This window comes from Pantoea sp. F_5 (assembly GCF_008631595.1).
GTDB lineage: Bacteria > Pseudomonadota > Gammaproteobacteria > Enterobacterales > Enterobacteriaceae > Pantoea > Pantoea gossypiicola.
On sequence record NZ_VWUO01000003.1, the window covers coordinates 252,030 to 278,624 of the forward strand.

Consider the following 26,595-nt stretch of genomic DNA (forward strand, 5'->3'; position numbering starts at 1 on the left):
CTATTGAGAAACCTGAATCTGATAAATCTGACCGCAACACATTAATTCAATACGCTGGGAACACGATCAGAAGAGGAAAGCGTCCCGCCGCCCGGAAAAAAACGCCGGGAGCGTTTTTGAACAACGCCACGCGTTGGCCCGGCAACGGGCGCACCTCAGGGATGAGGTGCGTACTAAAAACGCCGGGAGCGTTTTTGAACAACGCCACGCGTTGGCCCGTTTACGGGTGCACCTCAGGGATGAGGTGCGTACTAAAAACGCCGGGAGCGTTTTTGAACAATGCCACGCGTTGGCCCGTTTACGGGCGCACCTCAGGGATGAGGTGCGTACTAAAAACGCCGGGAGCGTTTTTGAACAACGCCACGCGTTGGCCCGTTTATGGGCGCGCCTCAGGGATGAGGTGCGTACTAAAAACGCCGGGAGCGTTTTTGAACAACGCCACGCGTTGGCCCGTTTATGGGCGCACCTCAGGGATGAGGTGCGTAATCGCGCGGGCCGAGCATGTCACGGGCTGGCCTTAGCGTCTTTTCAATCTGACCGTGTTTCCTGCGCTGGCTCGATCTCACCGCTGACAGGACAGAATTGCCAGTCATCTCAGGCGCTTCACTGCGCACGTTTCTTAACAATTCTACTCCCACTGCCAGAGCTTTGACGGCGTCATCACCGCTGGCAACGGCACATCCCATTCTGCAACCGGCAGGCTATCCACCTGCTGACAATCGTGTGCCAGACCGACGGGCAAAAAACCGTGCTGCCGCCAGTTCTGCAGCGTGCGGTCATAGAAGCCGCCGCCCATCCCCAGCCGTTGCCCATGCTGATCAAAGGCCACCAGCGGCACCATCATCAGATCCAATTGATCAAGGGTGATCAACTGCCGGATATCGAGCGGCGGTTCGGGAATGCGCAGTTTATTCGGAAGCAGTGGCGTATCGGGCGAGTAGCGCAGAAACAGTAAATTACCGGGGGAGAAGGGGTGTAAAACCGGCAGATAGACGGCTTTCTTCAGATGCCAGAGCCGGGCAATCAGCGGACGGGTATTCAGCTCACCATCAACGGATAAAAACAGGGCAATATTGCGTGCGGCTGAGAGGGGGGCGTAGTTAAGGGCGAGATCAGCGAGCTGTTCGGCCGCCTTAGCCTGCTGATCATCCGTCATTGCACGACGCAGATGGCGCACCTGCTGACGAATTTCCTGACGCTGCAACATTGAAGGTGATGACATGGAAGGTTCAGACATGATTTCCCCGCCGGATAAGCCGCTGTGCAGCGACTATAACATGTCGATCTGGGGAAAAAAGCAGGACTGCAGAAAGGGAGATCTCCGAGATGCCGCCGTAGGCTGTAACCCTTGAACCCTTGGTTCAAGGTGAACATGCCGTCATAACCATCAGGCTTCTCGGACGAACCGAGCATGCACACAGGTTACAGAGCGTCACATTCTGTTTTTTCGAAATATCGGCTCAGGGGACTGGCCCACTTGCAAACATCTCAGAGAAAATTTACCTCGCCGTTGCCGTACTGAATGGTAGCAACCATGAAGTTTTATTCGAACTTCGCACCTTCACGCTCAGAGATGCGACCTTGCTCAACCAGTGCCTGTTCTATCGTCTGCTGCAACATACGGATACGCTGTTCCATATTAGCAGCATAATCGCGCGTTTTCACTTTCTCTTGCGCCAGTTCGTGGCAGACGTTTAACGCGGCGATGAACACCAGTTGTTCTGTATTTGTGACTCTAGTGCGAACTTTTAGATCTTGCAACCGTTGATTGAGATCTTCAGCCGCGCTATTGAGCGCATCTTGCTGCTCTGGCGGACAATTCACTCTCAACGAACGACCAAAAATTTGTAAATCTACCGGTTGTGCAGACATGCCACCTTCCTGACTGATTACTTCGCTCGCAACTCCCTTAGCAGTCAATGGCTTGGGAGGCGGGCAACTATATAGACCCACGAAATAAGATACAACCCCTTTTCTGGAAACCTTGAGGCAGCTAGTGGTAGCATAACACGAACTTATTCTGCCAACGACGATGAAAACTTATGTCCTTACAGAACGCAACCCCCGATTACAACGCGCTCGCGGCAGTGCTCTCCCAGCAGGGTGTTGGCATGACGCCCGCAGAAATGCACGGCCTGCTGAGCGGGATCCTCTGTGGCGGTAACCAGGACACCAGCTGGAAGACGCTGGTACACGATCTGGCTAACGAAGGCATGGCGTTTTCACACACTCTTGCCGTGCCGCTGGCGGCGCTGCATGAGCACACGGCGACCACGCTGGAAGATGACGGCTTTCTGTTTCAGCTGATGCTGCCTGCTGACGATGACATCACTGTCTTTGACCGCGCAGATGCACTGGCTGGCTGGGTTAACCATTTTCTGCTCGGCTTGGGCGTAACACAGCCTAAACTGGATAAGGTCACCGGCGAAACCGGCGAAGCAATCGATGATTTGCGCACTATCGCCCAGCTTGGTTACGAAGAAGATGACGACCAGGAGGAGCTGGAGCAGTCGCTGGAAGAGGTGATTGAGTATGTACGTGTCGCCGCACTGCTGTGCCACGATACGTTTACCCGTCCCCAGCCCACCGCGCCAGAAGTGCAAAAACCGACGCTACACTAATTTCAGGTCAACGCGTTTAACCGGTCAGTTTACAGGGAGTGCAGAGATGATTTCACTGGAACGATACCTGCAGCGTCGTCAGGCGCTGCTGGCAAAGATGGTGCCTGGCAGCGCAGCGCTGATTTTTGCTGCGCCCGAAGTGACGCGCAGTAATGACACGGAATACCCGTTCCGCCAGAGCAGCGACTTTAGCTATTTCACCGGCTTTAACGAGCCGCAGGCGCTGTTAGTGCTGATTAAAAGCGACGAAAATCATAATCACAGCGTGCTGTTTAACCGCGTGCGTGACCCGGCAGCAGAAGTCTGGTCTGGCCGTCGGCTGGGCCAGGAGGCGGCTCCCGAAAAACTGGGCGTCGATCGTGCCTTACCCTGGAGTGATATCGGTGAACAACTCCACCTGCTGCTGAATGGCCTTGACGTCATTTACCATGCGCAGGGCGAATATGCCCATGCGGATACGCTGGTGTTCAGCGCGCTGGACAAGCTGCGTCGCGGTTTCCGCCAGAATCTCAGCGCGCCGGCCACCGTTACTGACTGGCGTCCATGGGTGCATGAGATGCGCCTGTTCAAAGATGCAGAGGAGATTGCGCTGTTACGTCGCGCCGGCGAAATCAGCGCACTGGCGCATACCCGTGCCATGCAAATCTGTCAGCCCGGCATGTTTGAGTACCAGCTTGAAGGGGAAATTCATCACGAATTCACCCGCCACGGCGCGCGTTATCCCTCCTACAACACCATCGTGGGTGCCGGTGAGAACGGCTGCATTCTGCACTACACCGAAAACGAAAGTGAAATGCGTGACGGCGATTTGGTCCTGATCGATGCAGGCTGTGAATTCTACGGCTACGCTGGCGATATCACCCGCACCTTCCCGGTTAACGGCAAATTCAGCCCGGCGCAGCGCGCGATTTACGACATCGTGCTGGCTTCGCTGAAGCGATCGCTTGAGCTGTTCCGGCCTGGCATCAGCATTCGTGAAGTGAATGATGAAGTGGTGCGCATCATGATTACCGGTCTGGTTGAGCTGGGCATTCTTGAAGGCGACGTTGACACCCTGATCGCTGAAGAAGCGCATCGCCAGTTTTACATGCATGGCCTGGGGCACTGGCTGGGGCTGGATGTGCACGATGTTGGTCACTATGGGACTCCCAGCCGCGACCGGATTCTGGAGCCGGGCATGGTGTTAACTGTCGAGCCGGGTCTTTATATCGGGCCGGATGCGGACGTGCCCGCACAGTATCGCGGCATCGGTATCCGAATCGAAGATGACATTGTGATCACTGAAAATGGCATTGAAAATCTCACTGACAGCGTCGTAAAAGAGGCCGATGAGATTGAAGCATTGATGGCGGCGGCAAAACAGGCATGACGATTCTGATTGCCGGAGGCGGCATGACCGGGGCGACGCTGGCGCTGGTGATCTCCCATCTTACCCAGGGCACACTGCCGGTGACGCTGATTGAAAGCAGTGAGCCGGGCAGTCGGGCGCATCCCGGTTTCGATGGCCGCGCGATTGCGCTCTCTGCCGGCACCTGCCAGCAGCTGGCGGACATCAATCTGTGGCAGCGCATCGCCAGCTGTGCCACCCCGATTACCGACATCCATGTTTCCGACCGCGGGCACGCTGGCTTTGTATCGCTGGCAGCGGCGGATTACGCGATTCCGGCGCTGGGACAGGTGGTCGAACTGTTTGACGTCGGTCAGCGGCTGTTTGCTGAACTGAAAAAAGCGCCAGGCGTGACGCTGCGCTGTCCGGCGCGCGTCACGCATGCCCAACGCAGCGAGCAGCAGGTAGAGGTATCGCTGGACAGTGGCGAGCAACTCAGCGGCAAACTGCTGGTGACGGCGGATGGTACGCGCTCTGCGCTGGCCGCCTCATGCGGTATTCAGTGGCAACGGGACGACTATCAGCAGCTCGCTGTGATTGCCAATGTCACCACTGCGTTGCCTCATCATGGCCGCGCGTTCGAACGTTTCACCGAACATGGCCCGCTGGCGTTGCTGCCGATGTCTGGCAACCGTCTGTCGCTGGTCTGGTGTCATCCGCTGTCGGAGCGTCAAAGGATTCAGGAGTGGAGCGAGGCTGAATTCCTGAGCCACTTGCAGCGAGCCTTTGGCTGGCGCCTGGGCAAATTCACCCACACCGGTCAGCGTGAATACTACCCGCTGGCACTCCACCGGGCGATCTCGCCCGTGACCCACCGCGTGGCGGTGGTGGGCAATGCAGCGCAGACGCTGCATCCGATTGCTGGTCAGGGCTTCAATCTTGGCCTGCGGGATGTGATGTCGCTGGCTGAAACTCTGGCCGCCGCCCATCGCCAGCAGCAGGACCCCGGCAGCTATGCGGTGCTGAACCATTACCAGCAGCGTCGTCAGCCCGACCGCGCCGCGACCATCGGTATTACCGACGGGCTGGTTCGTGTCTTTGCGAATCGCTATGGCCCGATGGTGGCCGGTCGCAACCTGGGTCTGCTGGCGATGGATCATCTGCCGTGGCTACGAAATCAACTGGCTGAGCGTACGCTTGGCTGGGTTAAGCGTTAATAAAGAGGCTCAGATGCAAACTTTTGATGTGGTGATTGCCGGTGGCGGTATGGTGGGGCTGGCGGTGGCCTGCGGCTTGCAGGGCAGCGGACTGCGCATCGCCGTGCTGGAAAAATCGCTGGAGCCACCGCTGGCGCTGAGTGCGTCTCCGTCCATTCGCGTGTCAGCCATCAACGCTGCCAGCGAACGGCTGTTACAGAAGCTGGATGTCTGGTCGACCATTCTCTCGCTGCGCGGCCGCGCGTATCACGGCATGGAAGTGTGGGATAAGGACAGTTTCGGTACCATCGCCTTTGATGGTCAGCAGCAGGGCCTGTCGCATCTGGGCCATATCATCGAAAACCCGGTGATTCATCACGCGCTCTGGCAACGCGCCAGCGCCTGTAGTGACGTAACGCTGATGGCACCCTCGCAGTTACAGCAGGTGGCATTTGGCGACAACGAAGCCTTTATTACTCTGCAGGATGGCAGCATGTTAAGCGCGCGATTGATGATTGCCGCTGACGGGGCTAACTCCTGGCTGCGTAATAAAGCCGATATTCCGCTGACCTTCTGGGATTACGAGCACCATGCGTTAGTGGCTAACGTCCGCACTGAGAAGCCGCACGACGCGGTGGCGCGCCAGGTGTTCCACGGCGACGGCATTCTGGCTTTCCTGCCGATGCAGGATCCCCATCTGAGCTCCATCGTCTGGTCGCTCTCGCCGCAGGAAGCGAGTCGTCTGGAAACCATGCCAGACGCGCTGTTCAATCAGCAGCTCTCGGTGGCGTTTGATATGCGCCTCGGCCTGTGCCAGCTGGAGAGCGAGCGTAAGTCGTTCCCGCTGGTGGCGCGCTATGCCCGCAACTTTGCGGCACACCGTCTGGCACTGGTGGGCGATGCGGCCCACACCATTCATCCACTGGCGGGTCAGGGCGTTAACCTTGGCTTTATGGATGCCGCCGAACTGATTGGTGAAATTCGCCGTCTGCATCAGCAGGGAAAAGACATTGGTCAGCACCTTTATCTGCGTCGCTACGAGCGCAGCCGTAAGCACAGTGCCGCGATGATGCTGGCGGGAATGCAGGGCTTCCGTGAAATGTTCGCTGGTAACAATCCGGCGAAAAAACTGCTGCGCGACGTCGGCCTGAAGCTGGCGGATCGCCTGCCGGGTGTCAAACCGGTAATGCTGAAGCAGGCGATGGGCCTGAATGATTTGCCCGCCTGGCTACGCTAAATCCGTGCCTTCTGATAAGCCAGCGTCTGCTGGCTTTTTTTATATCTGAACGCTTCTGCACTACCAAAAGGCAACGCTGCACCATCAGCGAACTTCATTTGATTTATTCTAATTTTGCGACTGAATTCGCATTACTTTTTCTCATTCATCTCCTGGCAGCGTACGGAATTTTTTTAACATCCTGAATGCCATCCCGCATAAATTTGCTGCGTATATTTAAAAGCCCTGCATTTATTGCGCGATTAATCACAAAATTGCAGTTTTTTATCCTGTGGCAGGTCGTTTCTGGTTAGGCTGTGCATCTGCTTTCGACCCCGTTTTGCTTATGGTTAATCGTCAGATTCGGTGGTAACGTCAGCCATAAGAGAACGTTTGCGTCGGCACTGAATTCCGACGCACTTTTGCACTCAACCGCTTCTGCACAGGATGGTTATGACTCAGCAAACACCTCTGTTTGAACAGCATCAGGCCTGCGGTGCCCGCATGGTGGATTTTCATGGCTGGATGATGCCGCTGCACTATGGCTCCCAGATGGATGAACATCATCTGGTACGCACCGACGCCGGTATGTTTGATGTCTCTCACATGACCATTGTTGACCTGACAGGTCCGCGTACCCGCGAATTCCTGCGCTACCTGCTGGCAAATGATGTGGCAAAACTGACGCAGCCGGGTAAAGCGCTCTACACCGGCATGCTGAATGCTTCAGGTGGCGTCATTGATGATTTGATTGTTTACTTTATGAGCGAAACGTTCTTCAGGCTGGTGGTGAACTCCGCCACCCGTGAAAAGGACCTCGCCTGGATCACCCAGCACGCAGAGGGCTATGGCATTACGCTCACCGAACGTGATGACCTGGCGCTGATTGCCGTGCAGGGGCCGCAGGCGCAGCAGAAAGCACAGACCCTTTTCAGCGAAGAGCAGCGTCAGGCCGTCGCAGGCATGAGGCCGTTTTTCGGTGTGCAGTCAGGTGACCTGTTTATCGCTACGACCGGCTACACCGGCGAAGCGGGCTATGAAATTGCGATGCCCGCTGAAGAAGCGGCCGATTTCTGGCAGCGTCTGCTGGCCGCTGGTGTAAAACCGGCTGGCCTTGGCGCACGCGATACGCTGCGTCTGGAGGCGGGCATGAATCTTTATGGTCAGGAGATGGATGAAGGCGTTTCACCGCTGGCCGCCAACATGGGCTGGACCGTCTGCCGGGAACCCGCCGATCGCAATTTCATCGGCCGGGAAGCGCTGGAACTGCAGCGTGAACGTGGCACCGAAAAACTGGTGGGGCTGATCCTCACAGAAAAAGGGGTGCTGCGTAACGGCCAGCCGGTACGCTTCACCGATGACCAGGGGCAGTTGCTGGAAGGCATTATTACCAGTGGTTCTTTCTCACCAACGCTGGGTTGCAGCATCGCCCTTGCGCGTGTTCCGGCCTCCGTCGGCAGCACTGCCATCGTTGAGATTCGTAACCGCCAGATGCCGGTTCAGGTTACCCGTCCCGTTTTTGTCCGCGCCGGTAAACCGGTCGCCCAGTAAATTTTATTCAGGAGAAATGGCCAATGAGCAATGTGCCGAATACGTTGAAGTACCGCGACAGCCACGAATGGGTGCGCAAAGAAGCCGATGGCAGCTACACGGTGGGGATTACGGAACATGCGCAGGAGTTACTGGGCGACATGGTATTTGTTGATCTGCCTGAAGTGGGCGCGACGTTTGCTGCCGGTGAAGAGTGCGCGGTGGCGGAATCTGTTAAAGCGGCCTCAGACATCTATGCGCCGATCAGCGGTGAGATTGTGGCGGTCAACGAAGCACTGACCGACTCACCGGAGCAGGTTAACAGCGAGCCTTATGACGGCGGCTGGTTATTTAAAATCAAAGCCAGCGACGCGTCTGAAATCGACACGCTGCTGGATGCGGATGCTTATAAAGCCTCCATCGACGAGTAGTCGTCAGGCGGCCTCGTGCAGAGGCCGCAGATTTCTGTTTGCTCTCCGGTTCCCCCAGCCCGATTCAGGATTTACTGCTAATGACCCAGACTCTCAGCCAGCTTGAACACAACGGTGCATTCATTGAGCGCCATATTGGTCCTTCGCCTGAGCAGCAGGCACAGATGCTTGACGCGATTGGTGCCCGTTCGCTGGACGCGTTAATCAGCACGATTGTGCCGGCAGACATTCAGCTGCCAGGCCCGCCCGCGGTGGGCGAAGCCGCTACGGAACAGCAGGCGCTGGCCGAACTGAAAGCCATTGCCAGCCAGAATCTGCGGTACAAATCCTGGATCGGTATGGGATACAGCGCGGTCATCACCCCACCGGTCATCCTGCGTAATATGCTGGAGAATCCGGGCTGGTACACCGCCTATACCCCATATCAGCCAGAGGTCTCGCAGGGCCGTCTGGAAGCGCTGCTGAACTTCCAGCAGCTGACGCTGGACCTCACCGGCATGGATATCGCCTCCGCGTCACTGCTGGATGAAGCCACTGCCGCCGCTGAAGCGATGGCGATGGCAAAGCGCGTCAGTAAGCTCAAAAACGCCAATAAATTCTTCATTGCCGACGATATTCATCCGCAGACGCTGGATGTGGTCCGTACCCGTGCGGAGACGTTCGGCTTCGAACTGATCATCGACAGCGCCGACAAGGCATCCGATCACGACGACCTGTTTGGTGTGCTGCTGCAACAGGTGGGCACCACTGGCGAAGCGCACGATTACAGCGCATTGATTACCGGACTGAAAGCCCGCAAAGTGGTGGTCAGCGTGGCGGCAGACTTTATGTCGCTGGTGTTACTGGAAGCGCCAGGCAAACAGGGCGCAGACATCGTCTTTGGTTCCGCTCAGCGTTTCGGCGTGCCGATGGGTTATGGCGGCCCGCACGCGGCCTTCTTCGCCAGCCGCGACGAGCATAAACGTTCCATGCCAGGCCGCATCATTGGTGTGTCACGTGATGCCGCGGGCAATACGGCGCTGCGTATGGCGATGCAAACCCGTGAACAACATATCCGCCGCGAAAAGGCCAACTCCAACATCTGTACCTCTCAGGTGCTGCTGGCCAACATCGCCGGTCTCTATGCGGTGTTCCACGGCCCAACCGGTCTGAAACGTATTGCCTCACGCATTCACCGCTTCACGAATATTCTGGCAGCCGGACTGCAGCAGGGCGGCCTGAAGCTACGCCATCAGCACTGGTTCGATACGCTGACGGTGGAAGTGGCGGATAAAGCCGCCGTGCTGAACCGCGCCCTGAGCTTTGGCGTTAACCTGCGCAGCGACATCCATAACGCCGTCGGCATCACGCTGGATGAAACCACCTGCCGCGACGATATTCTGGCGCTGTTCGCTATTCTGCTGGGTGATGAACATGGCCTGGATCTGGAAAAGCTCGACAGCGAAGTCGCCAGCGAAAGCCACGCGATTCCGGCTGGCCTGCAACGCCACAGCGAAATCCTGGCCCATCCGGTGTTCAACCGTCATCACAGCGAAACCGAGATGATGCGTTACATGCACAGCCTGGAGAAAAAGGATCTGGCGCTGAATCAGGCGATGATCCCACTCGGCTCCTGCACGATGAAGCTGAATGCCGCCGCCGAGATGATCCCGATCACCTGGCCGGAATTTGCGGAGCTGCATCCGTTCTGCCCGGCGGAACAGGCGACCGGCTATCTGCAGATGATCGGCCAGCTTTCACAGTGGCTGGTGCAGCTCACCGGCTATGATGCACTCTGTATGCAGCCGAACTCCGGCGCGCAGGGTGAATATGCCGGGCTGCTGGCGATCCGCCGCTATCACGAAAGCCGCGGCGAGGGCGATCGTCATCTCTGCCTGATTCCCAGCTCGGCGCATGGCACTAACCCGGCTTCCGCCCAGATGGCGGGCATGGATGTGGTGGTCGTGGCCTGCGATAAACAGGGCAACATTGACCTTGGCGACCTGCGGGAAAAAGCGGCGCAGGCGGGCGACAAGCTCTCCTGCATCATGGTGACGTATCCCTCCACCCACGGTGTCTATGAAGAGACCATCCGTGAGGTGTGCCAGATTGTGCATCAGTATGGCGGTCAGGTGTATCTGGATGGCGCGAACATGAATGCGCAGGTCGGCATCACCACGCCGGGCTATATTGGCGCGGATGTTTCGCACCTCAACCTGCACAAGACCTTCTGCATACCGCACGGCGGTGGCGGCCCGGGTATGGGACCGATCGGCGTCAAAGCGCACCTGGCACCGTTTGTTCCGGGACACAGCGTGGTGCAGATCGACGGTGTGCTGACGCAGCAGGGCGCGGTCTCCGCAGCGCCGTTTGGCAGCGCCTCTATTCTGCCGATCAGCTGGATGTACATTCGCATGATGGGCGCGGAAGGGCTGAAGCAGGCCAGTTCGGTGGCGATTCTGAATGCCAACTATATTGCCAGCCGCCTGCAGTCTGCTTATCCGGTGCTCTACACCGGCCGTGACGGGCGCGTGGCGCATGAATGTATTCTCGACATCCGCCCGCTGAAAGAGCAGACCGGTATCAGTGAACTGGATATCGCTAAGCGCCTGATCGATTATGGCTTCCATGCACCGACTATGTCTTTCCCTGTGGCAGGCACGCTCATGGTGGAGCCGACCGAGTCTGAGAGTAAAATCGAACTGGATCGCTTTATCGACGCAATGCTGGCGATCCGCATGGAGATTGACCGGGTTACGGCAGGAGAATGGCCGCTGAACGATAATCCACTGGTGAATGCGCCGCATACTCAGCTGGAAATCGTCAGCGAGTGGTCACATCCTTACAGCCGAGAACTGGCGGTTTTCCCGGCGGGCAGCCACAACAAATACTGGCCGACGGTGAAACGTCTGGATGATGTATTTGGCGACCGTAATCTGTTCTGCTCCTGCGTGCCGATGAGCGACTATCAGTAAGCTCACCGCAGGTAAGTATTAACTATCAGGGGCCGATTTTTCGGCCCTTTTTTCTGGAGAATCAGCATGAAAATGGCACTGGTTACGGGGGGCAGCCGCGGTATCGGACGGGCCACGTCGCTGTTACTGGCCGCGCGGGGTTATCGGGTTGCGGTGAACTATCGTCAGCGCGAGGACGAAGCGCAACAGCTGGTGGCGCAGATCCAGCAGCAGGGCGGCGAGGCCTTTGCGGTTCAGGCGGATATCAGTGATGAAGCCCAGGTGATGGCGATGTTTGCGCAACTCGACCAGCAGCCTGTGCCGCTGGCGTTGCTGGTGAACAACGCCGGGATTCTTTTTCAGCAGTGCCATACAGAGCAGCTGGATGCGGCGCGTCTGCATAAGGTCTTTGCCACCAACGTTATCGGGAGCTTTCTCTGCTGTCGTGAGGCGGTGAAGCGGATGGGCACCCATCACGGCGGTCAGGGCGGTGCGATCGTCAATGTCTCGTCGGCCGCGTCGCGTACCGGTGCGCCTGGTGAATATGTCGATTACGCCGCCTCAAAAGGGGCGATGGACACGCTGACGAAAGGCTTGTCGCTGGAAGTGGCGCAGCAGGGGATTCGTGTCAACGGCGTACGTCCGGGATTCATCTATACAGAGATGCATGCCGATGGCGGCGAGCCAGGCAGGGTAGACAGGCTTGCCAGCGTGATCCCGATGGGACGTGGCGGTGAGGCAGAAGAGGTGGCGCAAGCGATCGTCTGGCTGGCCAGCGACGCGGCCTCTTACGTCACCGGCAGCATCATTGATGCTGCCGGTGGGCGTTAATCGCCGCTGCTGATGCGGCGAGGTATTAAATCAGAGGTTTTCGCCGTTGCTGGCGATAACCTGCTGATACCAGCTAAAGCTCTTCTTCTTCGCACGAGAAAAATCACCGCTGCCATCATCGTTTTTATTCACATGAATAAAGCCGTAACGCTTGTCGTACTGACCGGTAGTGAACGAAACGCAATCCAGGCAGCCCCACGGCGTATAGCCCATTAAATCCACACCATCATATGCCACCGCTTTCTTCATCTCTTCGATGTGTGCACGCAGATAGTCGATGCGGTAATCATCTTCAATCAGCCCGTCGGCATTGGGCTTATCGATAGCACCAAAGCCGTTCTCTACAATGAACAGCGGCTTCTGGTAACGTTCGTACATCTCGTTCATGGCATAGCGCAGGCCAACCGGATCGATCTGCCAGCCCCAGTCTGATGCTTTCACATGCGGGTTTTTTACCACACCTTCAAAGCTGGTGATCGGGTCGTCAACACCGCTGGCATCGGTCTTCACGGCGTTGCTCATGTAGTAGCTGAAACCGACATAGTCGGCGCAACCCTGACGCAGGGTTTCGGCATCGTCCGCTTCCATCTGGATGTCATACCCTTTGCGCGCCCACTCTTTCAGGGTGTACGCCGGATAGTAACCGCGCATCTGCACATCACTGAACACATAGCGCTGATGCATCGACTCCTGCGCCAGTACCACATCGTCCGGGTGGCAGGAGAACGGATAAATCGGGACCATGGCGATCATGCAGCCAATCTGAAAGTCTGGATTGATATCGTGGCCGAGTTTGACCACTCTGGCGCTGGCAACAAACTGGTGGTGCATCACCTGATACATCGCCTGTTCAGGCTTCTCGTGTTTGGTGAAGATCACGCCTGAACAGCAGTAACCAAACAGCGGATACTGCCAGTTACGCTGGTTGTTGATCTCGTTAAAGGTCATCCAGTATTTCACTTTATTCTTATAGCGATTCATCACCACTTCGCTGAAACGAACAAAGAAGTCGACCACTTTACGGTTATGCCAGCCGCCATACTCTTTGACCAGGTGATAGGGCATTTCGAAGTGCGAAAGGGTGATGACCGGTTCAATGCCATACTTCAGCAGTTCATCAAACAGATCGTCATAGAATTGCAGGCCCGCTTCGTTGGGCTGTTGTTCATCTCCGTTGGGGAAGATGCGGGTCCAGGCAATGGAGGTACGGAAGCATTTGAAGCCCATCTCGGCAAACAGCGCGACATCCTGTTTGTAGTGGGAGTAAAACTCCACGCCTTTATGGTTCGGATAGAAATGGCCCGGCTGCACGCCGTCGGTGATCACCCGGTCAACGCCATGCGAACCGCCGGTCAGCACGTCAGCAATACTGACGCCTTTGCCGCCCTGATCCCAGCCGCCTTCAACCTGATGCGCGGCCACTGCGCCGCCCCAAAGAAAACCTTTTGGTAACTGCAATTCTGCACTCATGCTTCACCCCATTGCGGATATTGAAATTGGGCTGAGTGTAGCAAGGAAATAATGAAAGTCACGATATAACATCGCGCAAAAAATGGCGTTTGTTACATCTGAAAAACAGGCTGTTTTATTTCCCCAGCTGGCGGCCTATAGCTTCAATAATATAGGTCACTGGCACCTGCGTCGTAATATCGGTATTGTCCGCCATGCGGATAATCGGCACGTGATAGCAGAGGTTGAAATCACCAATTTTCGCCAGCGAACAGCTTTCCGTATTGGTTATCGCGATGATTTTGCACTTATTCAGACTAAACTGGCTGGCAATGCGCAGGATCTCTTCGGTTTCGCCTGAGACCGATAAAATAATGGCAATAGCATTTTCATAGAGATCGGGTGCAACCGGATAATAGGGATCGTCAATCGCATGGCTGAATTTACCGAGGTTTGAGAAAAAACGCGCGCCATATTTTGCCAGGCTGCCGGAGGTGCCGACGCCAATAAAGAAAATTCGCTCCGCCTGATTAATCTTCTGCGCTGCCTGGGCAATGAGTTGTTCAAATTCCGGGTTATTAATGCTCTTAAAAAAGCTCAGCATTTCGCTGACGCCCGCCGTGTTGAGCAGCGGCGCGCTCTGTTGTTCGCTTAAGCGCAGGCGGATACGAAATTCCGACCAGCCTTCGCAGTCCATCTTGCGGCAGAAGCGCAGCACGGTGGTGGTGGAGACACCAGCCTGCGCAGCCAGCTCGCGGATCGTCATGTAGCTGACGCCTTCGCGGTGCTTAATGATGAACTGATAGACCTGCATTTCCAGATCGTTAAGGCGGGCAAGATCGCGATGCGAAAACATGGATGACTCATTGAACAGTTGACCGGCAGTCAGTTTACCAGATTCAGCAACCGGTTTAACGGATAGTGAAATTCATCAGATAATTTTAGCGTACAGGTGTACACTGAAATCGTTATCATCCCGTCTGGAGAATATTATCACTGCGATTACGCTGTTCAGGACACACTTATGACCTCCACACTTTCTCAAAAACAACGACACGCCGCAGACGAGTGGTTCGGCGAAGAAATTGCCAACAGTATCAGTCATGGTCTGGGCTGTCTGTTCGGCATCGTCGGACTGGTGCTGATGCTCTATCAGGCCATCGAACATCAGGCGGACGCCCTGACCTTTGCCAGCTACAGCCTCTATGGCGGCAGCATGATCCTGCTGTTTCTGGCCTCGACACTCTATCATGCGGTGCCGGATGGACCGGCCAGACCCTGGCTGAAAAAGCTGGATCACTGCGCCATCTATCTGCTGATTGCCGGCACCTATACGCCGTTTCTGCTGGTCGGGTTAAGAACGCCGCTGGCGTATGGATTAATGGCGGTGATCTGGGGTCTGGCGCTGGCCGGTATTCTGTTCAAGCTCACAATTGCGCATCGCTTCAAAGCGCTGTCGCTGGTGACCTATCTCTGTATGGGGTGGCTGTCGCTGATTGTTGTTTATCAGCTGGCGATGATCCTGCCAGCGGGCTGCATCTGGCTGCTGGCCGCAGGCGGAATTATCTATTCGCTGGGCGTGATCTTCTACGTGGCGCGCCGCATTCCCTATAACCATGCCATCTGGCACTTATTCGTGCTGGGCGGCAGTCTCTGCCACTTCTGCGCCATCTACTTGTATGTGCGTTGATCTGAATTGCAGCACTGGCCCTTCCCTTAACGGAAGGGCCATTCGGTGGAATCAGTTCTCATCCAGTGAGTAGGGCAGCGGCTGAATGGTCAGATGGCCGCCTTCATCACCTTCAACCCGCAGCACGCTATCCGGCTCCAGATCGTTATTCAGCACCACCTGAATCCAGCTGACGCCATCATCTAACTGCACTGCAGCCAGCACGCTGCCGGTGCGACGCCAGCGTTCACCCATCTGTAACTCCAGCGAGGCATTCGCTTCGGGCAGATGACTTGCCTGACCCGCCAGCCAGTAAAGGGCGCGTTTATTGGCACCGCGATATTTCGCCCTGGCGACCATCTCCTGACCGGCATAGCAGCCCTTTTTAAAGCTGATGGCATCCAGCGCCTGCAGGTTGGTGGCCTGGGGAATAAACTGCACGCTGGTGGCCGGATCGATCACCGGAATTCCCGCTTCAATATCCAGCGCCAGCCACTGCTGACCGTCATTGAACTGTGCATCATCGTTGAGCTTCTGCTTCAGCGCTTCTGCCTGAGACAGCGAAGTGACAATCAGAAAGCGCTCGGCTGGATGGGCAAACCATAGCAGCGTCGTTTCGCCCTGCTGTACCACCGGTTTCTCGCTGTCGGGCAGGCTATCAAACAGATTGGTCAGCGCGGCACGCGCCTGAAAACCGGCTACGCCCAGCAGCACAGACTCGTCGTCAGCCGCCATCGTCACTTTCGAAAACACCGCGTATTTCTTCAACTCGGTAAGCTGGGTGTCGCGCAGTTCACGGCGAATCAGATAGGCATAGCCTTCGCCGCGATGGAACAGGCGCAGGTTGCTCCACATTTTGCCTTTGGCATCGCAGTGAGCGGCGGGCGAATGGTGGTCAGCATCCAGCGCCGCGACATCCAGCGTTAACTGACCCTGCAGGTAAGCGGTGCTGTCGGCCCCGGTAACGGAGACCAGCGCCCAGCTATCCAGTGACATCAGGGTTAACGGCAGACGAGACGACGCGGCAGGCTGGCGCGGCGGTAAAGTAAAAGTGGGCATGGAGATATCCTGTGTAAGAAGGTTCATCCGGAATATTGTCTTCAATGTTAAAAGAGCCGACTGGCAATGCAACCTGTTTACGGAAAACGGCGCACAAAAGGCGTGATACCCCTGAAAACATGCGCTCTGAAATGTGGCAGGTTGCACAGCCTGCGACACTGTGCCTGCGAGCCACAGTAAACCAGGTTACACTAGCGGCCACGTTGTGACTTGTGGAAATTGATGCATGGATATTAATGATAAATCACGTATTCAGTGGGCCTGCCGTCGTGGCATGCTGGAACTGGATGTGGCGATTATGCCGTTCTTCAAATTTGAGTATGACACGCTGAACGACACCGATAAGCAGGTCTTTGTTGCCCTGTTGAAGAGTGACGATCCCGATCTGTTTAACTGGCTGATGAACCACGGTGAACCCGCCGATCCGGAGCTTAAGCGGATGGTAAAACTGATCCAGCAGCGTAACCATGATCGCGGCCCGGTGGCAATGTAAGCTGCGCCCCTCTCGCCTGGCATGCGGATGTCTGTGCGCCTGGCTGATGGCTGCCGTTCCCGGTGTGATGCTGATGACGCTGCCTGTGAGCGGCTGGTTGATTAAAACGCCGGTTATTCTGCTGATGCTGGCTGAGGGCTGGCGTTGTTACCGGCGATTGATTCGGCGACACGGCACATTGCAGCGGGAAAGCGTTCATTGCTGGATCTGGCAGGGAAAACGCTGGCGGCCAACCCAGCCGCTGCGCTGGTTGCCGATTGGCGTGCTGCTGGTAGCGACGAGCGAACAGGGTGCCACGCTGCGCTGGTGGCTGATGCGGGACAATATGCAGCCTGCCGAATGGCGGGCGTTACGCGCCTGCTGTTTCAGTAAGGCGCGGCATTAACGGCAGCAGGCAAGGCAATCATCATCTGCTGGCGCATCGGTTCGACAACTGCAAACCAACGCGCCTGATCAGTCAGAGCAGCGCGGCGGTTTCGGTCAGCACCTGCTCGCACCACTGCTCAACGCGCTCGTCGGTGACCTCGAACTGATTCACATCATCCAGCGCCAGACCCACAAACTGCGAACCATCAGCAGTCAGCGGTTTCGGGCTGGTAAACTCATAGCCCTCAAGCGGCCAGTAGCCGACAAAACGCACGCCCATTGGCTGCAGCAAATCGTGCAGCATGCCAAGCGCATCTAAAAACCACTCGCCATAGCCAATCTGATCGCCCATGCCATAGAGCGCGACAATCTTGTTTTGCAGATTCAGCGCGGGCAGCTGCGTCCAGATCGCCTCCCAGTCCTCCTGCAACTCACCGAAATCCCAGGTCGGGATGCCCATGATCAGCAAATCGTACTGCTCCATCAGGTGCGGGTCGTCATCTTTGACGTTATGCAGCGTCACTAACTCTTCGCCAATAAAATCGCGAATTTTCTCCGCTACGATTTCGGTGTAACAGGTACTGGAACCGTAAAAAAGACCGATTTTCATGCAGATAACACTCTGTAAATACTGACTTTGGCGCAATTGTACCAGAAGCGCTGCTGAATCAGGCATAATGAGCATGATTTTACACCAGACGGCGGAGATAACGTGCAGGACAGCGATCTGACAGAACAGTTTCTTGATGCGCTCTGGATTGAACGCAATCTGGCGCAGAACACCCTCTCCTCTTATCGTCAGGATCTTCAGACGCTGACCGGCTGGCTGGCGCATCATCAGCTGACGCTGCTCAGCGTGACGCCACTGGATCTGCAGCAGTTCCTGGCTGAACGGCTGGAGGGGGGCTACAAGGCGACCAGCTCAGCGCGGCTGCTCAGCGCCATGCGTCGCCTGTTCCAGTATCTTTATCGCGAAAAGCTGCGCCCGGACGATCCCAGCGCGCTGCTGTCCGCACCAAAACTGCCCCAGCGTCTGCCCAAAGATCTTAGCGAAGCCCAGGTTGAGCGGCTGTTGCAGGCACCGGATACCAACATCCCGTTAGAGCTGCGCGACAAAGCGATGCTGGAAGTGCTCTATGCCACCGGCCTGCGCGTGTCTGAACTGACTGGCCTGACGCTCAGCGACATCAGCCTGCGACAGGGGGTGGTCCGGGTTATCGGTAAAGGGGATAAAGAGCGGCTTGTCCCGTTAGGTGAAGAAGCGGTTTACTGGCTGGAGCAATATATGGAACATGGTCGTCCGTGGCTGCTCAACGGGCAGACGCTGGACGTAATGTTTCCCAGCAACCGGGCGCAGCAGATGACGCGCCAGACCTTCTGGCATCGAATTAAGCACTACGCCACACTGGCGGGTATTGATAGCGAGAAATTGTCGCCGCATGTCATGCGCCACGCCTTTGCGACCCATCTGCTGAACCACGGCGCGGATCTGCGTGTCGTACAGATGTTGCTGGGACATAGCGATCTCTCCACCACCCAGATTTATACGCACGTCGCTACTGAGCGCCTGCGTCAGTTACATCAACAACATCATCCGCGAGCCTGATTCGCGGCCATAAGGATAAAAATGAACAAGCATTTTGCCATGCTGGCCCTGTTAGCCAGCGCCTTTTCCGGTCTGGCCCATGCCGATGACAGCGCCATTCAGCAATCCCTTAAAAAGCTCGGTCTGAACCAGACGGAGATCAGCCCGTCACCGCTGCCAGGTTTTAAAACCGTGCTGTCTGAAAGCGGTGTGCTGTATGTTACAGACGACGGCAAACATATGATCCAGGGCCCGCTCTATGATGTCAGCGGCAAACAGCCCGTTAACGTCACCAATCAGTTGCTGGACAAAAAAGTCGAGGCGCTGGTGCCGGAGATGATCGTCTACAAAGCGCCAAAAGAGCAGCACGTGATCACGGTCTTCACCGATATCACCTGTGGCTACTGTCACAAGCTGCACGAGCAGATGGCGGACTACAATGCGCTGGGCATTACCGTGCGCTACCTGGCGTTTCCGCGTGAAGGGCTGAATGGTCAGATCGCACCGGCGATGAAAGCGATCTGGTGCAGCGCTGACCGTAATAAAGTGTTCGACGAGGCGATGAAAGGTAATGCGCCGAAGATGGCCGCGCCGGACAGCTGCAAAATTGATATTGCTCAGCACTACAAACTGGGCGTGCTGTTCGGCATTCAGGGCACTCCTGCAATGCTGACCGACACCGGCATGATGATACCGGGTTATCAGTCGCCGCAGGAGCTGAAGCAGGTGCTGGACAATCAGAAGCGTGGTGGTTAATCGGTGGTAAAACAGGATGTAGAACTCCGTCGCCGTGAGGTAACGGTTGACGATGCGCTACCGGCCACGCTGCCGCCGCTGCTGAAACGACTTTATCTGCAACGCGGCGTATGTGACGCTGCGGAGCTGGAGCGCGGTGCAAAAAACCTGCTGCCCTATCAGTCCTTAAGCGGGATTGAAAGCGCCGTGGAACTGCTGCATCAGGCGCTGCTGGATGGGCGTCGCATTATGGTAGTGGGCGACTTTGATGCCGATGGTGCCACCAGTACCGCACTGACGGTCATGGCGCTGCGCAGCATGGGCGGCGGCAACGTGCAGTATCTGGTGCCTAACCGCTTTGAAGATGGTTATGGCCTCAGTCCGGAAGTGGTTGAGCAGGCGCGCGCGCGTGGTGCCGCAATGATTCTGACGGTCGATAACGGCATCTCCTCTCATGCCGGTGTAGAGTGCGCGCATCAGCACGGTATTCCGGTGCTGATTACCGACCACCACCTGCCGGGCGAAACCCTGCCGGCCGCTGAGGCGATCGTGAATCCCAATCTGCCGGACTGCAACTTTCCTTCACGCGCGCTGGCGGGCGTGGGCGTTGCGTTCTATCTGATGCTGGCGCTGCGCGCCCATCTGCGTATCCAGGGCTGGTTTGGCGCTACCCGCACTGAACCGAATCTGGCAGAGATGCTGGATCTGGTCGCGCTCGGCACGGTTGCTGATGTGGTGCCGCTCGACGTTAATAACCGCATTCTGGTGTGGCAGGGGCTCAGCCGCATCCGGGCCGGAAAATGTCGGCCAGGCATCCGGGCGCTGCTGGAAATTGCGAATCGCGATGCCCGTCAACTGGCGGCCAGCGATCTCGGCTTTGCGCTGGGGCCACGGCTCAACGCCGCAGGCCGCCTCGACGATATGTCGGTGGGCGTGGCGCTGTTAATGACCGACGATCTTAGCCAGGCGCGCATGCTGGCCAGTGAGCTGGATGCGCTGAACCAGACGCGCAAAGAGATAGAGCAGGGCATGCAGAGTGAAGCGCTGGCGCTGTGTCAGGCGCTGGAGCGTGAACAGAGCGATCTGCCGCTGGGACTGGCCTTCTATCATCCCGAATGGCATCAGGGCGTGGTGGGCATTCTCGCCTCTCGTCTGAAAGAGCGTTTCCATCGTCCGGTCATTGCCTTTGCGCCCGCGGGCGACGGCACGTTGAAAGGCTCGGGCCGCTCGATTGCCGGTCTGCATCTGCGCGATGCGCTGGAGCGCCTGGACACGCTGAATCCCGGCCTGATGCTGAAGTTCGGTGGTCACGCCATGGCGGCCGGTTTATCACTGGAAACCGCACGCTACGAGGAGTTTCGTCAGCGCTTTGCCGACCTGGTCGGAGAGTGGCTGGATGGCGAAGCCCTGCAGGGCATCATCTGGTCTGATGGCGCGTTACAGCCGCAGGAGTTTTCGCTGCAGACCGCAGAGATGCTGCGCGAAGCGGGTCCCTGGGGCCAGGCCTTCCCGGAACCTGCGTTTGACGGCAAATTTAAGCTGCTGCAACAGCGGCTGGTGGGCGAGCGGCATCTGAAAGTGATGGTCGAGCCGCTGGATGGCGGTCCGCTGATCGACGGTATCGCCTTTAATGTCGATACCACGCTCTGGCCCGACAGCAGTATTCGTCAGGTCGAACTGGCTTATAAGCTGGATATTAATGAGTATCGCGGTAATCGCTCGGTGCAGCTGATCATCGACCATATCTGGCCGCTCAACTGATTCAGACAGGGTGCGCGCATCGCCTGCCATGGCAGATGCGCGACAGTCTGATTATCTCCGGCGTTAAGCTGCTGCGCGCGAGGATGTCACATAAATGCGACGCCTCACGCAACCCCGGCATCCGCCCGCTGTCTCAGCGCTACAATCTGCCGCCAGTTTCGGGTAAACTTGTGCGTTAATTTTCCTGTCCCATCGAACATAAGAAAGACGCTAAAGCCATGTTTGAAATCAACCCGGTCAAAAACCGTATTCAGGACCTCAGTGAGCGCAGCGACGTTCTTCGGGGGTATCTTTGACTACGATGCCAAGAAAGAACGCCTCGAAGAAGTAAACGCCGAGCTGGAACAGCCCGATGTCTGGAACGAACCTGAGCGTGCTCAGGCGCTGGGCAAAGAGCGCGCCTCGCTGGAAGCGATCGTGCAGACGCTGGATCAGATGTCGCAGGGCCTGGAAGATGTGCAGGGTCTGCTTGAACTGGCCGTAGAAGCGGAAGACGAAGAGACCTTCAACGAAGCCGTTATTGAGCTGGATGTCCTTGAGGGCAAGCTGGGCGAGCTGGAATTCCGCCGCATGTTCTCTGGCGAATATGACAGCGCCGACTGCTACATCGACCTGCAGGCGGGTTCGGGCGGCACCGAAGCGCAGGACTGGGCCAGCATGCTGATGCGTATGTATCTGCGTTGGGCGGAAGCGAAAGGCTTCAAAACCGAAATTATCGAAGAGTCTGAAGGTGAAGTTGCGGGCATCAAATCTGTGACCATTCGCGTATCAGGCGACTACGCCTTTGGCTGGTTACGCACCGAAACGGGCGTTCATCGCCTGGTGCGTAAGAGCCCGTTCGATTCCGGCGGCCGACGTCACACCTCGTTCAGTTCCGCCTTTATCTATCCGGAAGTGGATGACGATATTGATATCGACATCAACCCGGCCGATCTGCGTATTGACGTCTATCGCGCGTCAGGTGCGGGCGGTCAGCACGTTAACCGGACAGAATCAGCGGTGCGTATTACCCATATTCCAACCGGTACCGTCACCCAGTGTCAGAATGACCGTTCTCAGCACAAGAACAAAGATCAGGCGATGAAGCAGATGAAGGCGAAGCTGTACGAGCTTGAGATGCAGAAGAAAAATGCTGAGAAACAGGCGCTGGAGGACAATAAGTCCGATATCGGCTGGGGAAGTCAGATCCGTTCTTACGTTCTCGATGATGCACGCATCAAAGATCTGCGCACCGGCGTAGAGACGCGTAACACCCAGGCGGTGCTGGACGGCGATCTGGATCGATTCATTGAAGCTAGTTTAAAAGCAGGGTTATAAGGAACCGACATGTCTGAACAACAACCGCAGAGCGCTGATGCCGCCGTTGAGTTAAATAACGAACTGAAAACGCGTCGCGAAAAGCTGAGCGTGCTGCGTGCAAATGGCGTGGCGTTTCCTAACGATTTCCGTCGTGACAGCCTCTCTGACCAGCTGCACGCCAGCTATGGCGAGAAGAGCAACGAAGAGCTTGAAGATCTCGGCATCGAAGTGAGTGTTGCTGGCCGTATGATGACCCGTCGCATCATGGGTAAAGCCTCTTTCGTGACCCTGCAGGATGTGGGTGGCCGCATTCAGCTGTACGTTTCGCGTGATGACCTGGCGGAAGGGATCTACAATGAGCAGTTCAAAAAGTGGGATCTCGGCGATATCCTCGGCGCGCGCGGCAAGCTGTTTAAAACCAAAACCGGCGAACTGTCGATTCACTGTTCTGAACTGCGCCTGCTGACCAAAGCCCTGCGTCCGTTGCCGGACAAGTTCCACGGCCTGGCCGATCAGGAAACCCGTTACCGTCAGCGTTACCTTGATCTCATCGCCAACGAAGAGTCTCGCAACACCTTCAAAATTCGTTCGCAGATCATGGCTGGCATTCGCCAGTTCATGGTGGGCCGCGACTTTATGGAAGTGGAAACCCCGATGATGCAGGTGATCCCGGGCGGCGCGTCTGCGCGTCCGTTTATCACTCATCACAATGCGCTGGATATCGACATGTATCTGCGTATTGCGCCAGAGCTTTATCTGAAGCGTCTGGTGGTGGGTGGCTTCGATCGCGTGTTCGAGATCAACCGTAACTTCCGTAACGAAGGTATTTCGCCACGTCATAACCCTGAGTTCACCATGATGGAACTCTATATGGCCTATGCGGATTACAAAGATCTGATCGAGCTGACCGAAAGCCTGTTCCGTACGCTGGCGCAGGACGTGCTGGGCAGCACCGTAGTGCCTTACGGCGAGCAAGAGTTTGATTTCGGCAAGCCGTTTGAAAAACTGACCATGCGTGAAGCGATCAAGAAATACCGTCCGGAAACGGATCTGGCCGATCTGGAAGACTTCGATAAAGCCGTGGCGATTGCACAATCCCTGCACATCAAAGTGGAGAAGAGCTGGGGTCTGGGCCGTGTCGTAACCGAGATCTTTGAAGAGACGGCAGAAGCGCATCTGATTCAGCCGACCTTTATTACCGAATATCCGGCTGAAGTCTCGCCGCTGGCCCGTCGCAATGACGAGAACCCGGAAATCACCGATCGCTTTGAGTTCTTCATTGGCGGTCGTGAAATCGGTAACGGTTTCTCCGAGCTAAACGATGCGGAAGATCAGGCTGAGCGTTTCCTGCAGCAGGTGAATGCCAAAGATGCGGGTGATGACGAAGCGATGTTCTATGACGAAGACTATGTCACCGCGCTGGAACATGGTCTGCCGCCAACTGCCGGTCTGGGCATCGGTATTGACCGCATGGTGATGCTGTTCACCAACAGCCATACTATCCGCGATGTCATTCTGTTCCCGGCACTGCGTCCAGGCAGTAAGTAAGTAAGTAAGTAAGTAAGTAAGTAAGTAAGTAAGTAATATCCTGCCCTGAGCACAGGATAAAGCTGCACCTCAAAGGTCTGTTTCAGGCTGATTAGGGTGCAGCTTTTTTATATCTGTAACGACCATACGATATCGCGTGGCAATGTAACTAAAGGGATTGAGTAGCAAACAGTTATCCTAAAAAAGACTTCATAAGCAAAGTTTCGTTCTTTTTGAAAGGAATACTTGCCCGGTAAATAGAATTGTTTAAATGGTAATTTAATAATTAATTTTAAAAAAAACAGTTCTCGAACCAATTGAATGTGAAAAATTGCATGAAGCTGCTTCAGTAACCTGTTGTTAATTATCATTAAAAATAAAGGTATTTAAGTGATGAGCTTTTTTTTATCGTTAAAGTAATAATATCTGTAATTTTAGGTTGCATGTTTTAAATGTTAAAGCACGTTAAGATTAAGCCCTGTCTGTTTATCTCATTATCATTTTCCCGATAAAAATTCACGCTATTCTCTATTTATGGCAGCATGTATTTAACAGGGGTAATTATAATGAGCTACGACTGGTTCATTCTTGGTGACGACGAGATGCTTTTATTCGGTGCGCAGGCGCTGGCGAATAGTATGCTGACTGGCAGAGCCATTACTATTACGATAAAACGTGTGACACTGCTGGAATTGATGAGGATTGATGCAAATTATAAGCGCAGTAAAAAAAAGAGCGTCGCCATAGTTCCCGATGACATGTATGAGGTATTAAAAACTTTTTCTGGTATGGACACGATAGAGGTTGTGTCCAGCAAAATGAGCTTGCTTTCCTATTCTGCAATAATAAATGACGCCATTCTGTTAAATGATTCAGTTAAATCAGTTAAATCAGTTAAATCAGTTAAATCAGTTAAATCAGTTAAATCAGTTAAATCAGTTAAAGATGACTATACAATGCGCTCCTTGTTTCTTACCACTAAAGAGAGACGTTATTGCTATATGCTTTACAATGGCATACCTAGTAAAAAAATTGCCATTTATTTTCAGTGCAATAGTAAAAACATCAGTTATCTTAAGCGAAAGATAATGTCAAAATGGAAATGTAGAAATAAAATAGAATTTTACAAAATGATTAACTATTTTTATCATTAATTGTAGGGTTTTATTTTAATCAGATTTTTGCTCAGCCCTGGCACTAACATAACAAGCTGCGATTGTTAATAACCCAAAGGCTGAGCTGTAATCCCCATAGTGCATCATACTCATCCTTTCTCCTCTGTTGCCTAATCCCCGCCTGGTGATGCGTTTGTCGTAGATAAAAGCGACTAAAATGCCCACTGTTGTGTTCTGATTTCATTCTTTTATCAAAAAACAGAATAGTTGGTTTGCAATCCAGTTTAACAACTGGAAATCTAAATTTTTTCATATTCATTGTGGTTTGACAACGCTTGTTCTTTTTTATTTAAACACTAGGGCTAATGATCCGGTCAACGACTGAATGCCAGCAAGAGTGAAATTCGATTAAGGAATAGCGTTGTTTTTTTAATTGCACATTCAATAAACTAAGGCACATATCTCCCTGAGTGAAAATTCTTAAAAATGTCAGCAGGTGTGTTACGCATCTTTACTGCGCACTCAAATGAATTATCTATTCTTTTTTTAGTTTTGTTATCATTTGATACTGGGGCTGGCATTCCTTCTTATGCCGATTTGGATTTTTCCTATAAGTTCTCTGCTTTTCATTTTTTTATTTGGTTGTATAAATAGCGCGGTCAGAGCGTGCTGGTAACGCTTCTGGGTTTTTTCAATAAAGATAAATGTTTTTCCTTAGTCCGATAACAGAATGGGTTAGGTAAACATTTATACAACACGTGTAGTCAATTTAATTTAAGGATGATGTAAATGAACTTCAATTTAAAAGCTATTGTAACTGCTATGGGTCTCGGTCTGGTACTGTCTGCTTCTATGGCACAGGCTGCCACTACTACTGTTGTAGGTGGTACAATAAAATTTGAAGGTGACGTTGTTAACGCTGCCTGTGCAGTTGATGCTAACTCGACTAAACAAACTGTACAGATGGGTCAGGTGCGTGTAGCTGATTTGAAGAAAGATACTGAAGCGTCTACCCGCATTCCGTTCACTATTGGACTGGAAAACTGTGATACCACTGTAAGTACAACTGCGGCGACTTATTTCACCGGTACAGCAGCAAGTGGTTACACCAATGCTCTGCAGGCGGGTGAAGGTACTGATGCTGCTTCAGGTGTGGGTATCCGCATGTATGATCAGGCTAGCAAGGTTGTGACGCTGAATACACCTGCAACAACGACTACCGCGCAAACTCTGGTTGATGGTTCGAACACCCTGAGCTTCAACGCAGTATATGTGGGTGTGGCTGATACCATTACAGCAGGTAACGGTGACGCTACTGCTACCTTCAATATGGTTTACAACTAATTTATCACTTAAAAGTCCGGGGGGCACTCCGGGCTTTTTTTCTGAGTAAAGATTTTATTTTCAGGGATTTTCATACTTGGAAAAAATAAAAATATCAAAACCCAACGG

The 26,595-nt window shown here is 54.7% G+C and carries 24 protein-coding genes and 1 other RNA gene; 18 read left to right on the plus strand and 7 right to left on the minus strand.

Annotated features, from left to right (window positions below; all coding sequences use genetic code 11):
* Positions 1–628 precede the first annotated feature (628 nt).
* The 3 genes from F3I44_RS05860 to zapA form a co-directional block, all read right to left on the minus strand.
* A complete protein-coding gene (locus F3I44_RS05860; RefSeq protein WP_150014230.1) occupies positions 629–1,222 on the minus strand; it encodes a 5-formyltetrahydrofolate cyclo-ligase in 594 nt (197 codons plus the stop codon).
* 92 nt (positions 1,223–1,314) lie between these two features.
* Positions 1,315–1,498, minus strand: a non-coding RNA gene (gene ssrS, locus F3I44_RS05865) — 6S RNA.
* Between the two features lie 44 nt (positions 1,499–1,542).
* Positions 1,543–1,872, minus strand: a complete 330-nt coding sequence (gene zapA / locus F3I44_RS05870; RefSeq protein ID WP_008925677.1) for a cell division protein ZapA — start codon at positions 1,870–1,872, stop codon at positions 1,543–1,545.
* A 170-nt stretch (positions 1,873–2,042) separates the two neighbouring features.
* Between zapA and F3I44_RS05875 the strand changes: the two genes are divergently transcribed.
* The 8 genes from F3I44_RS05875 (at position 2,043) to F3I44_RS05910 (ending at position 12,085) form a co-directional block, all read left to right on the plus strand.
* Complete coding sequence (locus tag F3I44_RS05875; RefSeq protein ID WP_150014171.1) at positions 2,043–2,621, plus strand: YecA family protein; 579 nt, start codon at positions 2,043–2,045, stop codon at positions 2,619–2,621.
* A 46-nt stretch (positions 2,622–2,667) separates the two neighbouring features.
* A complete protein-coding gene (gene pepP / locus F3I44_RS05880) occupies positions 2,668–3,990 on the plus strand; it encodes a Xaa-Pro aminopeptidase (protein ID WP_150014169.1) in 1,323 nt (440 codons plus the stop codon).
* Positions 3,987–5,165, plus strand: coding sequence for a 2-octaprenyl-6-methoxyphenyl hydroxylase (ubiH, locus tag F3I44_RS05885; RefSeq protein ID WP_150014166.1), 1,179 nt, complete (start codon positions 3,987–3,989; stop codon positions 5,163–5,165). The genes pepP and ubiH overlap by 4 nt, the downstream gene beginning before the upstream one ends.
* A 13-nt stretch (positions 5,166–5,178) precedes the next feature.
* Positions 5,179–6,381 (plus strand): FAD-dependent 2-octaprenylphenol hydroxylase, encoded by a 1,203-nt coding sequence (gene ubiI, locus F3I44_RS05890; protein ID WP_150014164.1) that lies wholly within the window; start codon positions 5,179–5,181, stop codon positions 6,379–6,381.
* A gap of 432 nt (positions 6,382–6,813) precedes the next feature.
* A complete protein-coding gene (gene gcvT / locus F3I44_RS05895) occupies positions 6,814–7,911 on the plus strand; it encodes a glycine cleavage system aminomethyltransferase GcvT (RefSeq protein ID WP_150014162.1) in 1,098 nt (365 codons plus the stop codon).
* Positions 7,912–7,934: 23 nt separating this feature from the next.
* Positions 7,935–8,321 carry a glycine cleavage system protein GcvH gene (gene gcvH, locus F3I44_RS05900; protein ID WP_033733675.1) on the plus strand — a complete coding sequence of 129 codons (387 nt, stop codon included), beginning with the start codon at positions 7,935–7,937 and terminating at the stop codon, positions 8,319–8,321.
* 80 nt (positions 8,322–8,401) lie between these two features.
* Complete coding sequence (gene gcvP / locus F3I44_RS05905; RefSeq protein WP_150014160.1) at positions 8,402–11,275, plus strand: aminomethyl-transferring glycine dehydrogenase; 2,874 nt, start codon at positions 8,402–8,404, stop codon at positions 11,273–11,275.
* Positions 11,276–11,341: 66 nt separating this feature from the next.
* Positions 11,342–12,085: an SDR family oxidoreductase gene (locus F3I44_RS05910; protein WP_150014158.1), complete on the plus strand. Its 744-nt coding sequence runs from the start codon at positions 11,342–11,344 to the stop codon at positions 12,083–12,085.
* A 30-nt stretch (positions 12,086–12,115) separates the two neighbouring features.
* On the opposite strand, the gene F3I44_RS05915 is transcribed toward F3I44_RS05910, so the two are convergent.
* Positions 12,116–13,555, minus strand: a complete 1,440-nt coding sequence (locus tag F3I44_RS05915; RefSeq protein WP_150019342.1) for a 6-phospho-beta-glucosidase — start codon at positions 13,553–13,555, stop codon at positions 12,116–12,118.
* 115 nt (positions 13,556–13,670) lie between these two features.
* The gene (locus F3I44_RS05920) at positions 13,671–14,390 is read right to left on the minus strand and encodes a MurR/RpiR family transcriptional regulator (RefSeq protein WP_150019343.1); all 720 of its coding nucleotides are present in this window, start codon (positions 14,388–14,390) and stop codon (positions 13,671–13,673) included.
* A 168-nt stretch (positions 14,391–14,558) separates the two neighbouring features.
* Here F3I44_RS05920 and F3I44_RS05925 point away from each other — a divergent pair, with 168 nt between their 5' ends.
* Positions 14,559–15,224: a hemolysin III family protein gene (locus tag F3I44_RS05925; protein ID WP_150014152.1), complete on the plus strand. Its 666-nt coding sequence runs from the start codon at positions 14,559–14,561 to the stop codon at positions 15,222–15,224.
* A 51-nt stretch (positions 15,225–15,275) separates the two neighbouring features.
* On the opposite strand, the gene ygfZ is transcribed toward F3I44_RS05925, so the two are convergent.
* The gene (gene ygfZ, locus F3I44_RS05930; protein ID WP_150014150.1) at positions 15,276–16,262 is read right to left on the minus strand and encodes a tRNA-modifying protein YgfZ; all 987 of its coding nucleotides are present in this window, start codon (positions 16,260–16,262) and stop codon (positions 15,276–15,278) included.
* A 226-nt stretch (positions 16,263–16,488) separates the two neighbouring features.
* On the opposite strand from ygfZ, the gene sdhE reads away from it, so the two are divergent.
* Both sdhE and F3I44_RS05940 read left to right on the plus strand, forming a co-directional pair.
* Entirely contained in the window at positions 16,489–16,755 is a 267-nt protein-coding gene (gene sdhE, locus F3I44_RS05935; RefSeq protein ID WP_013358937.1) for an FAD assembly factor SdhE, read from the plus strand.
* Positions 16,730–17,140, plus strand: coding sequence for a protein YgfX (locus tag F3I44_RS05940; protein WP_150014148.1), 411 nt, complete (start codon positions 16,730–16,732; stop codon positions 17,138–17,140). Before sdhE ends, F3I44_RS05940 begins: the two co-directional genes overlap by 26 nt.
* A 72-nt stretch (positions 17,141–17,212) precedes the next feature.
* Here F3I44_RS05940 and fldB read toward each other — a convergent pair whose 3' ends face one another.
* Positions 17,213–17,731, minus strand: coding sequence for a flavodoxin FldB (fldB, locus tag F3I44_RS05945; protein ID WP_150014146.1), 519 nt, complete (start codon positions 17,729–17,731; stop codon positions 17,213–17,215).
* A 102-nt stretch (positions 17,732–17,833) separates the two neighbouring features.
* On the opposite strand from fldB, the gene xerD reads away from it, so the two are divergent.
* The 7 genes from xerD (at position 17,834) to F3I44_RS05980 (ending at position 26,487) form a co-directional block, all read left to right on the plus strand.
* Positions 17,834–18,727, plus strand: coding sequence for a site-specific tyrosine recombinase XerD (xerD, locus tag F3I44_RS05950; RefSeq protein WP_150014144.1), 894 nt, complete (start codon positions 17,834–17,836; stop codon positions 18,725–18,727).
* A 21-nt stretch (positions 18,728–18,748) separates the two neighbouring features.
* Complete coding sequence (gene dsbC / locus F3I44_RS05955; RefSeq protein ID WP_150014142.1) at positions 18,749–19,462, plus strand: bifunctional protein-disulfide isomerase/oxidoreductase DsbC; 714 nt, start codon at positions 18,749–18,751, stop codon at positions 19,460–19,462.
* A gap of 3 nt (positions 19,463–19,465) precedes the next feature.
* Positions 19,466–21,202: a single-stranded-DNA-specific exonuclease RecJ gene (recJ, locus tag F3I44_RS05960; protein WP_150014140.1), complete on the plus strand. Its 1,737-nt coding sequence runs from the start codon at positions 19,466–19,468 to the stop codon at positions 21,200–21,202.
* A gap of 218 nt (positions 21,203–21,420) precedes the next feature.
* Positions 21,421–22,519, plus strand: a protein-coding gene (prfB, locus tag F3I44_RS05965) for a peptide chain release factor 2 (RefSeq protein ID WP_150014138.1) whose coding sequence is annotated in 2 segments (ribosomal slippage) — positions 21,421–21,495 and positions 21,497–22,519 — 1,098 coding nt in all. Because the reading frame shifts where the segments join, the coding sequence is not laid out codon by codon here.
* Positions 22,520–22,528: 9 nt separating this feature from the next.
* The gene (lysS, locus tag F3I44_RS05970) at positions 22,529–24,049 is read left to right on the plus strand and encodes a lysine--tRNA ligase (protein WP_150014136.1); all 1,521 of its coding nucleotides are present in this window, start codon (positions 22,529–22,531) and stop codon (positions 24,047–24,049) included.
* A 545-nt stretch (positions 24,050–24,594) separates the two neighbouring features.
* Entirely contained in the window at positions 24,595–25,182 is a 588-nt protein-coding gene (locus F3I44_RS05975) for a LuxR C-terminal-related transcriptional regulator (RefSeq protein ID WP_190286013.1), read from the plus strand.
* Between the two features lie 750 nt (positions 25,183–25,932).
* Positions 25,933–26,487 (plus strand): fimbrial protein, encoded by a 555-nt coding sequence (locus F3I44_RS05980; RefSeq protein WP_150014132.1) that lies wholly within the window; start codon positions 25,933–25,935, stop codon positions 26,485–26,487.
* The last annotated feature ends 108 nt before the right edge of the window (positions 26,488–26,595 follow it).

What these genes read in the sequence shown, in the direction of transcription:
- F3I44_RS05860 (WP_150014230.1), bottom strand. Translation starts at nt 1,222, where the DNA reads ATGTCATCACCTTCAATGTTGCAGCGTCAGGAAATTCGTCAGCAGGTG.
- zapA (WP_008925677.1), bottom strand. Translation starts at nt 1,872, where the DNA reads ATGTCTGCACAACCGGTAGATTTACAAATTTTTGGTCGTTCGTTGAGA.
- F3I44_RS05875 (WP_150014171.1), top strand. Translation starts at nt 2,043, where the DNA reads ATGTCCTTACAGAACGCAACCCCCGATTACAACGCGCTCGCGGCAGTG.
- pepP (WP_150014169.1), top strand. Translation starts at nt 2,668, where the DNA reads ATGATTTCACTGGAACGATACCTGCAGCGTCGTCAGGCGCTGCTGGCA.
- ubiH (WP_150014166.1), top strand. Translation starts at nt 3,987, where the DNA reads ATGACGATTCTGATTGCCGGAGGCGGCATGACCGGGGCGACGCTGGCG.
- ubiI (WP_150014164.1), top strand. Translation starts at nt 5,179, where the DNA reads ATGCAAACTTTTGATGTGGTGATTGCCGGTGGCGGTATGGTGGGGCTG.
- gcvT (WP_150014162.1), top strand. Translation starts at nt 6,814, where the DNA reads ATGACTCAGCAAACACCTCTGTTTGAACAGCATCAGGCCTGCGGTGCC.
- gcvH (WP_033733675.1), top strand. Translation starts at nt 7,935, where the DNA reads ATGAGCAATGTGCCGAATACGTTGAAGTACCGCGACAGCCACGAATGG.
- gcvP (WP_150014160.1), top strand. Translation starts at nt 8,402, where the DNA reads ATGACCCAGACTCTCAGCCAGCTTGAACACAACGGTGCATTCATTGAG.
- F3I44_RS05910 (WP_150014158.1), top strand. Translation starts at nt 11,342, where the DNA reads ATGAAAATGGCACTGGTTACGGGGGGCAGCCGCGGTATCGGACGGGCC.
- F3I44_RS05915 (WP_150019342.1), bottom strand. Translation starts at nt 13,555, where the DNA reads ATGAGTGCAGAATTGCAGTTACCAAAAGGTTTTCTTTGGGGCGGCGCA.
- F3I44_RS05920 (WP_150019343.1), bottom strand. Translation starts at nt 14,390, where the DNA reads ATGTTTTCGCATCGCGATCTTGCCCGCCTTAACGATCTGGAAATGCAG.
- F3I44_RS05925 (WP_150014152.1), top strand. Translation starts at nt 14,559, where the DNA reads ATGACCTCCACACTTTCTCAAAAACAACGACACGCCGCAGACGAGTGG.
- ygfZ (WP_150014150.1), bottom strand. Translation starts at nt 16,262, where the DNA reads ATGCCCACTTTTACTTTACCGCCGCGCCAGCCTGCCGCGTCGTCTCGT.
- sdhE (WP_013358937.1), top strand. Translation starts at nt 16,489, where the DNA reads ATGGATATTAATGATAAATCACGTATTCAGTGGGCCTGCCGTCGTGGC.
- F3I44_RS05940 (WP_150014148.1), top strand. Translation starts at nt 16,730, where the DNA reads ATGATCGCGGCCCGGTGGCAATGTAAGCTGCGCCCCTCTCGCCTGGCA.
- fldB (WP_150014146.1), bottom strand. Translation starts at nt 17,731, where the DNA reads ATGAAAATCGGTCTTTTTTACGGTTCCAGTACCTGTTACACCGAAATC.
- dsbC (WP_150014142.1), top strand. Translation starts at nt 18,749, where the DNA reads ATGAACAAGCATTTTGCCATGCTGGCCCTGTTAGCCAGCGCCTTTTCC.
- lysS (WP_150014136.1), top strand. Translation starts at nt 22,529, where the DNA reads ATGTCTGAACAACAACCGCAGAGCGCTGATGCCGCCGTTGAGTTAAAT.
- F3I44_RS05975 (WP_190286013.1), top strand. Translation starts at nt 24,595, where the DNA reads ATGAGCTACGACTGGTTCATTCTTGGTGACGACGAGATGCTTTTATTC.
- F3I44_RS05980 (WP_150014132.1), top strand. Translation starts at nt 25,933, where the DNA reads ATGAACTTCAATTTAAAAGCTATTGTAACTGCTATGGGTCTCGGTCTG.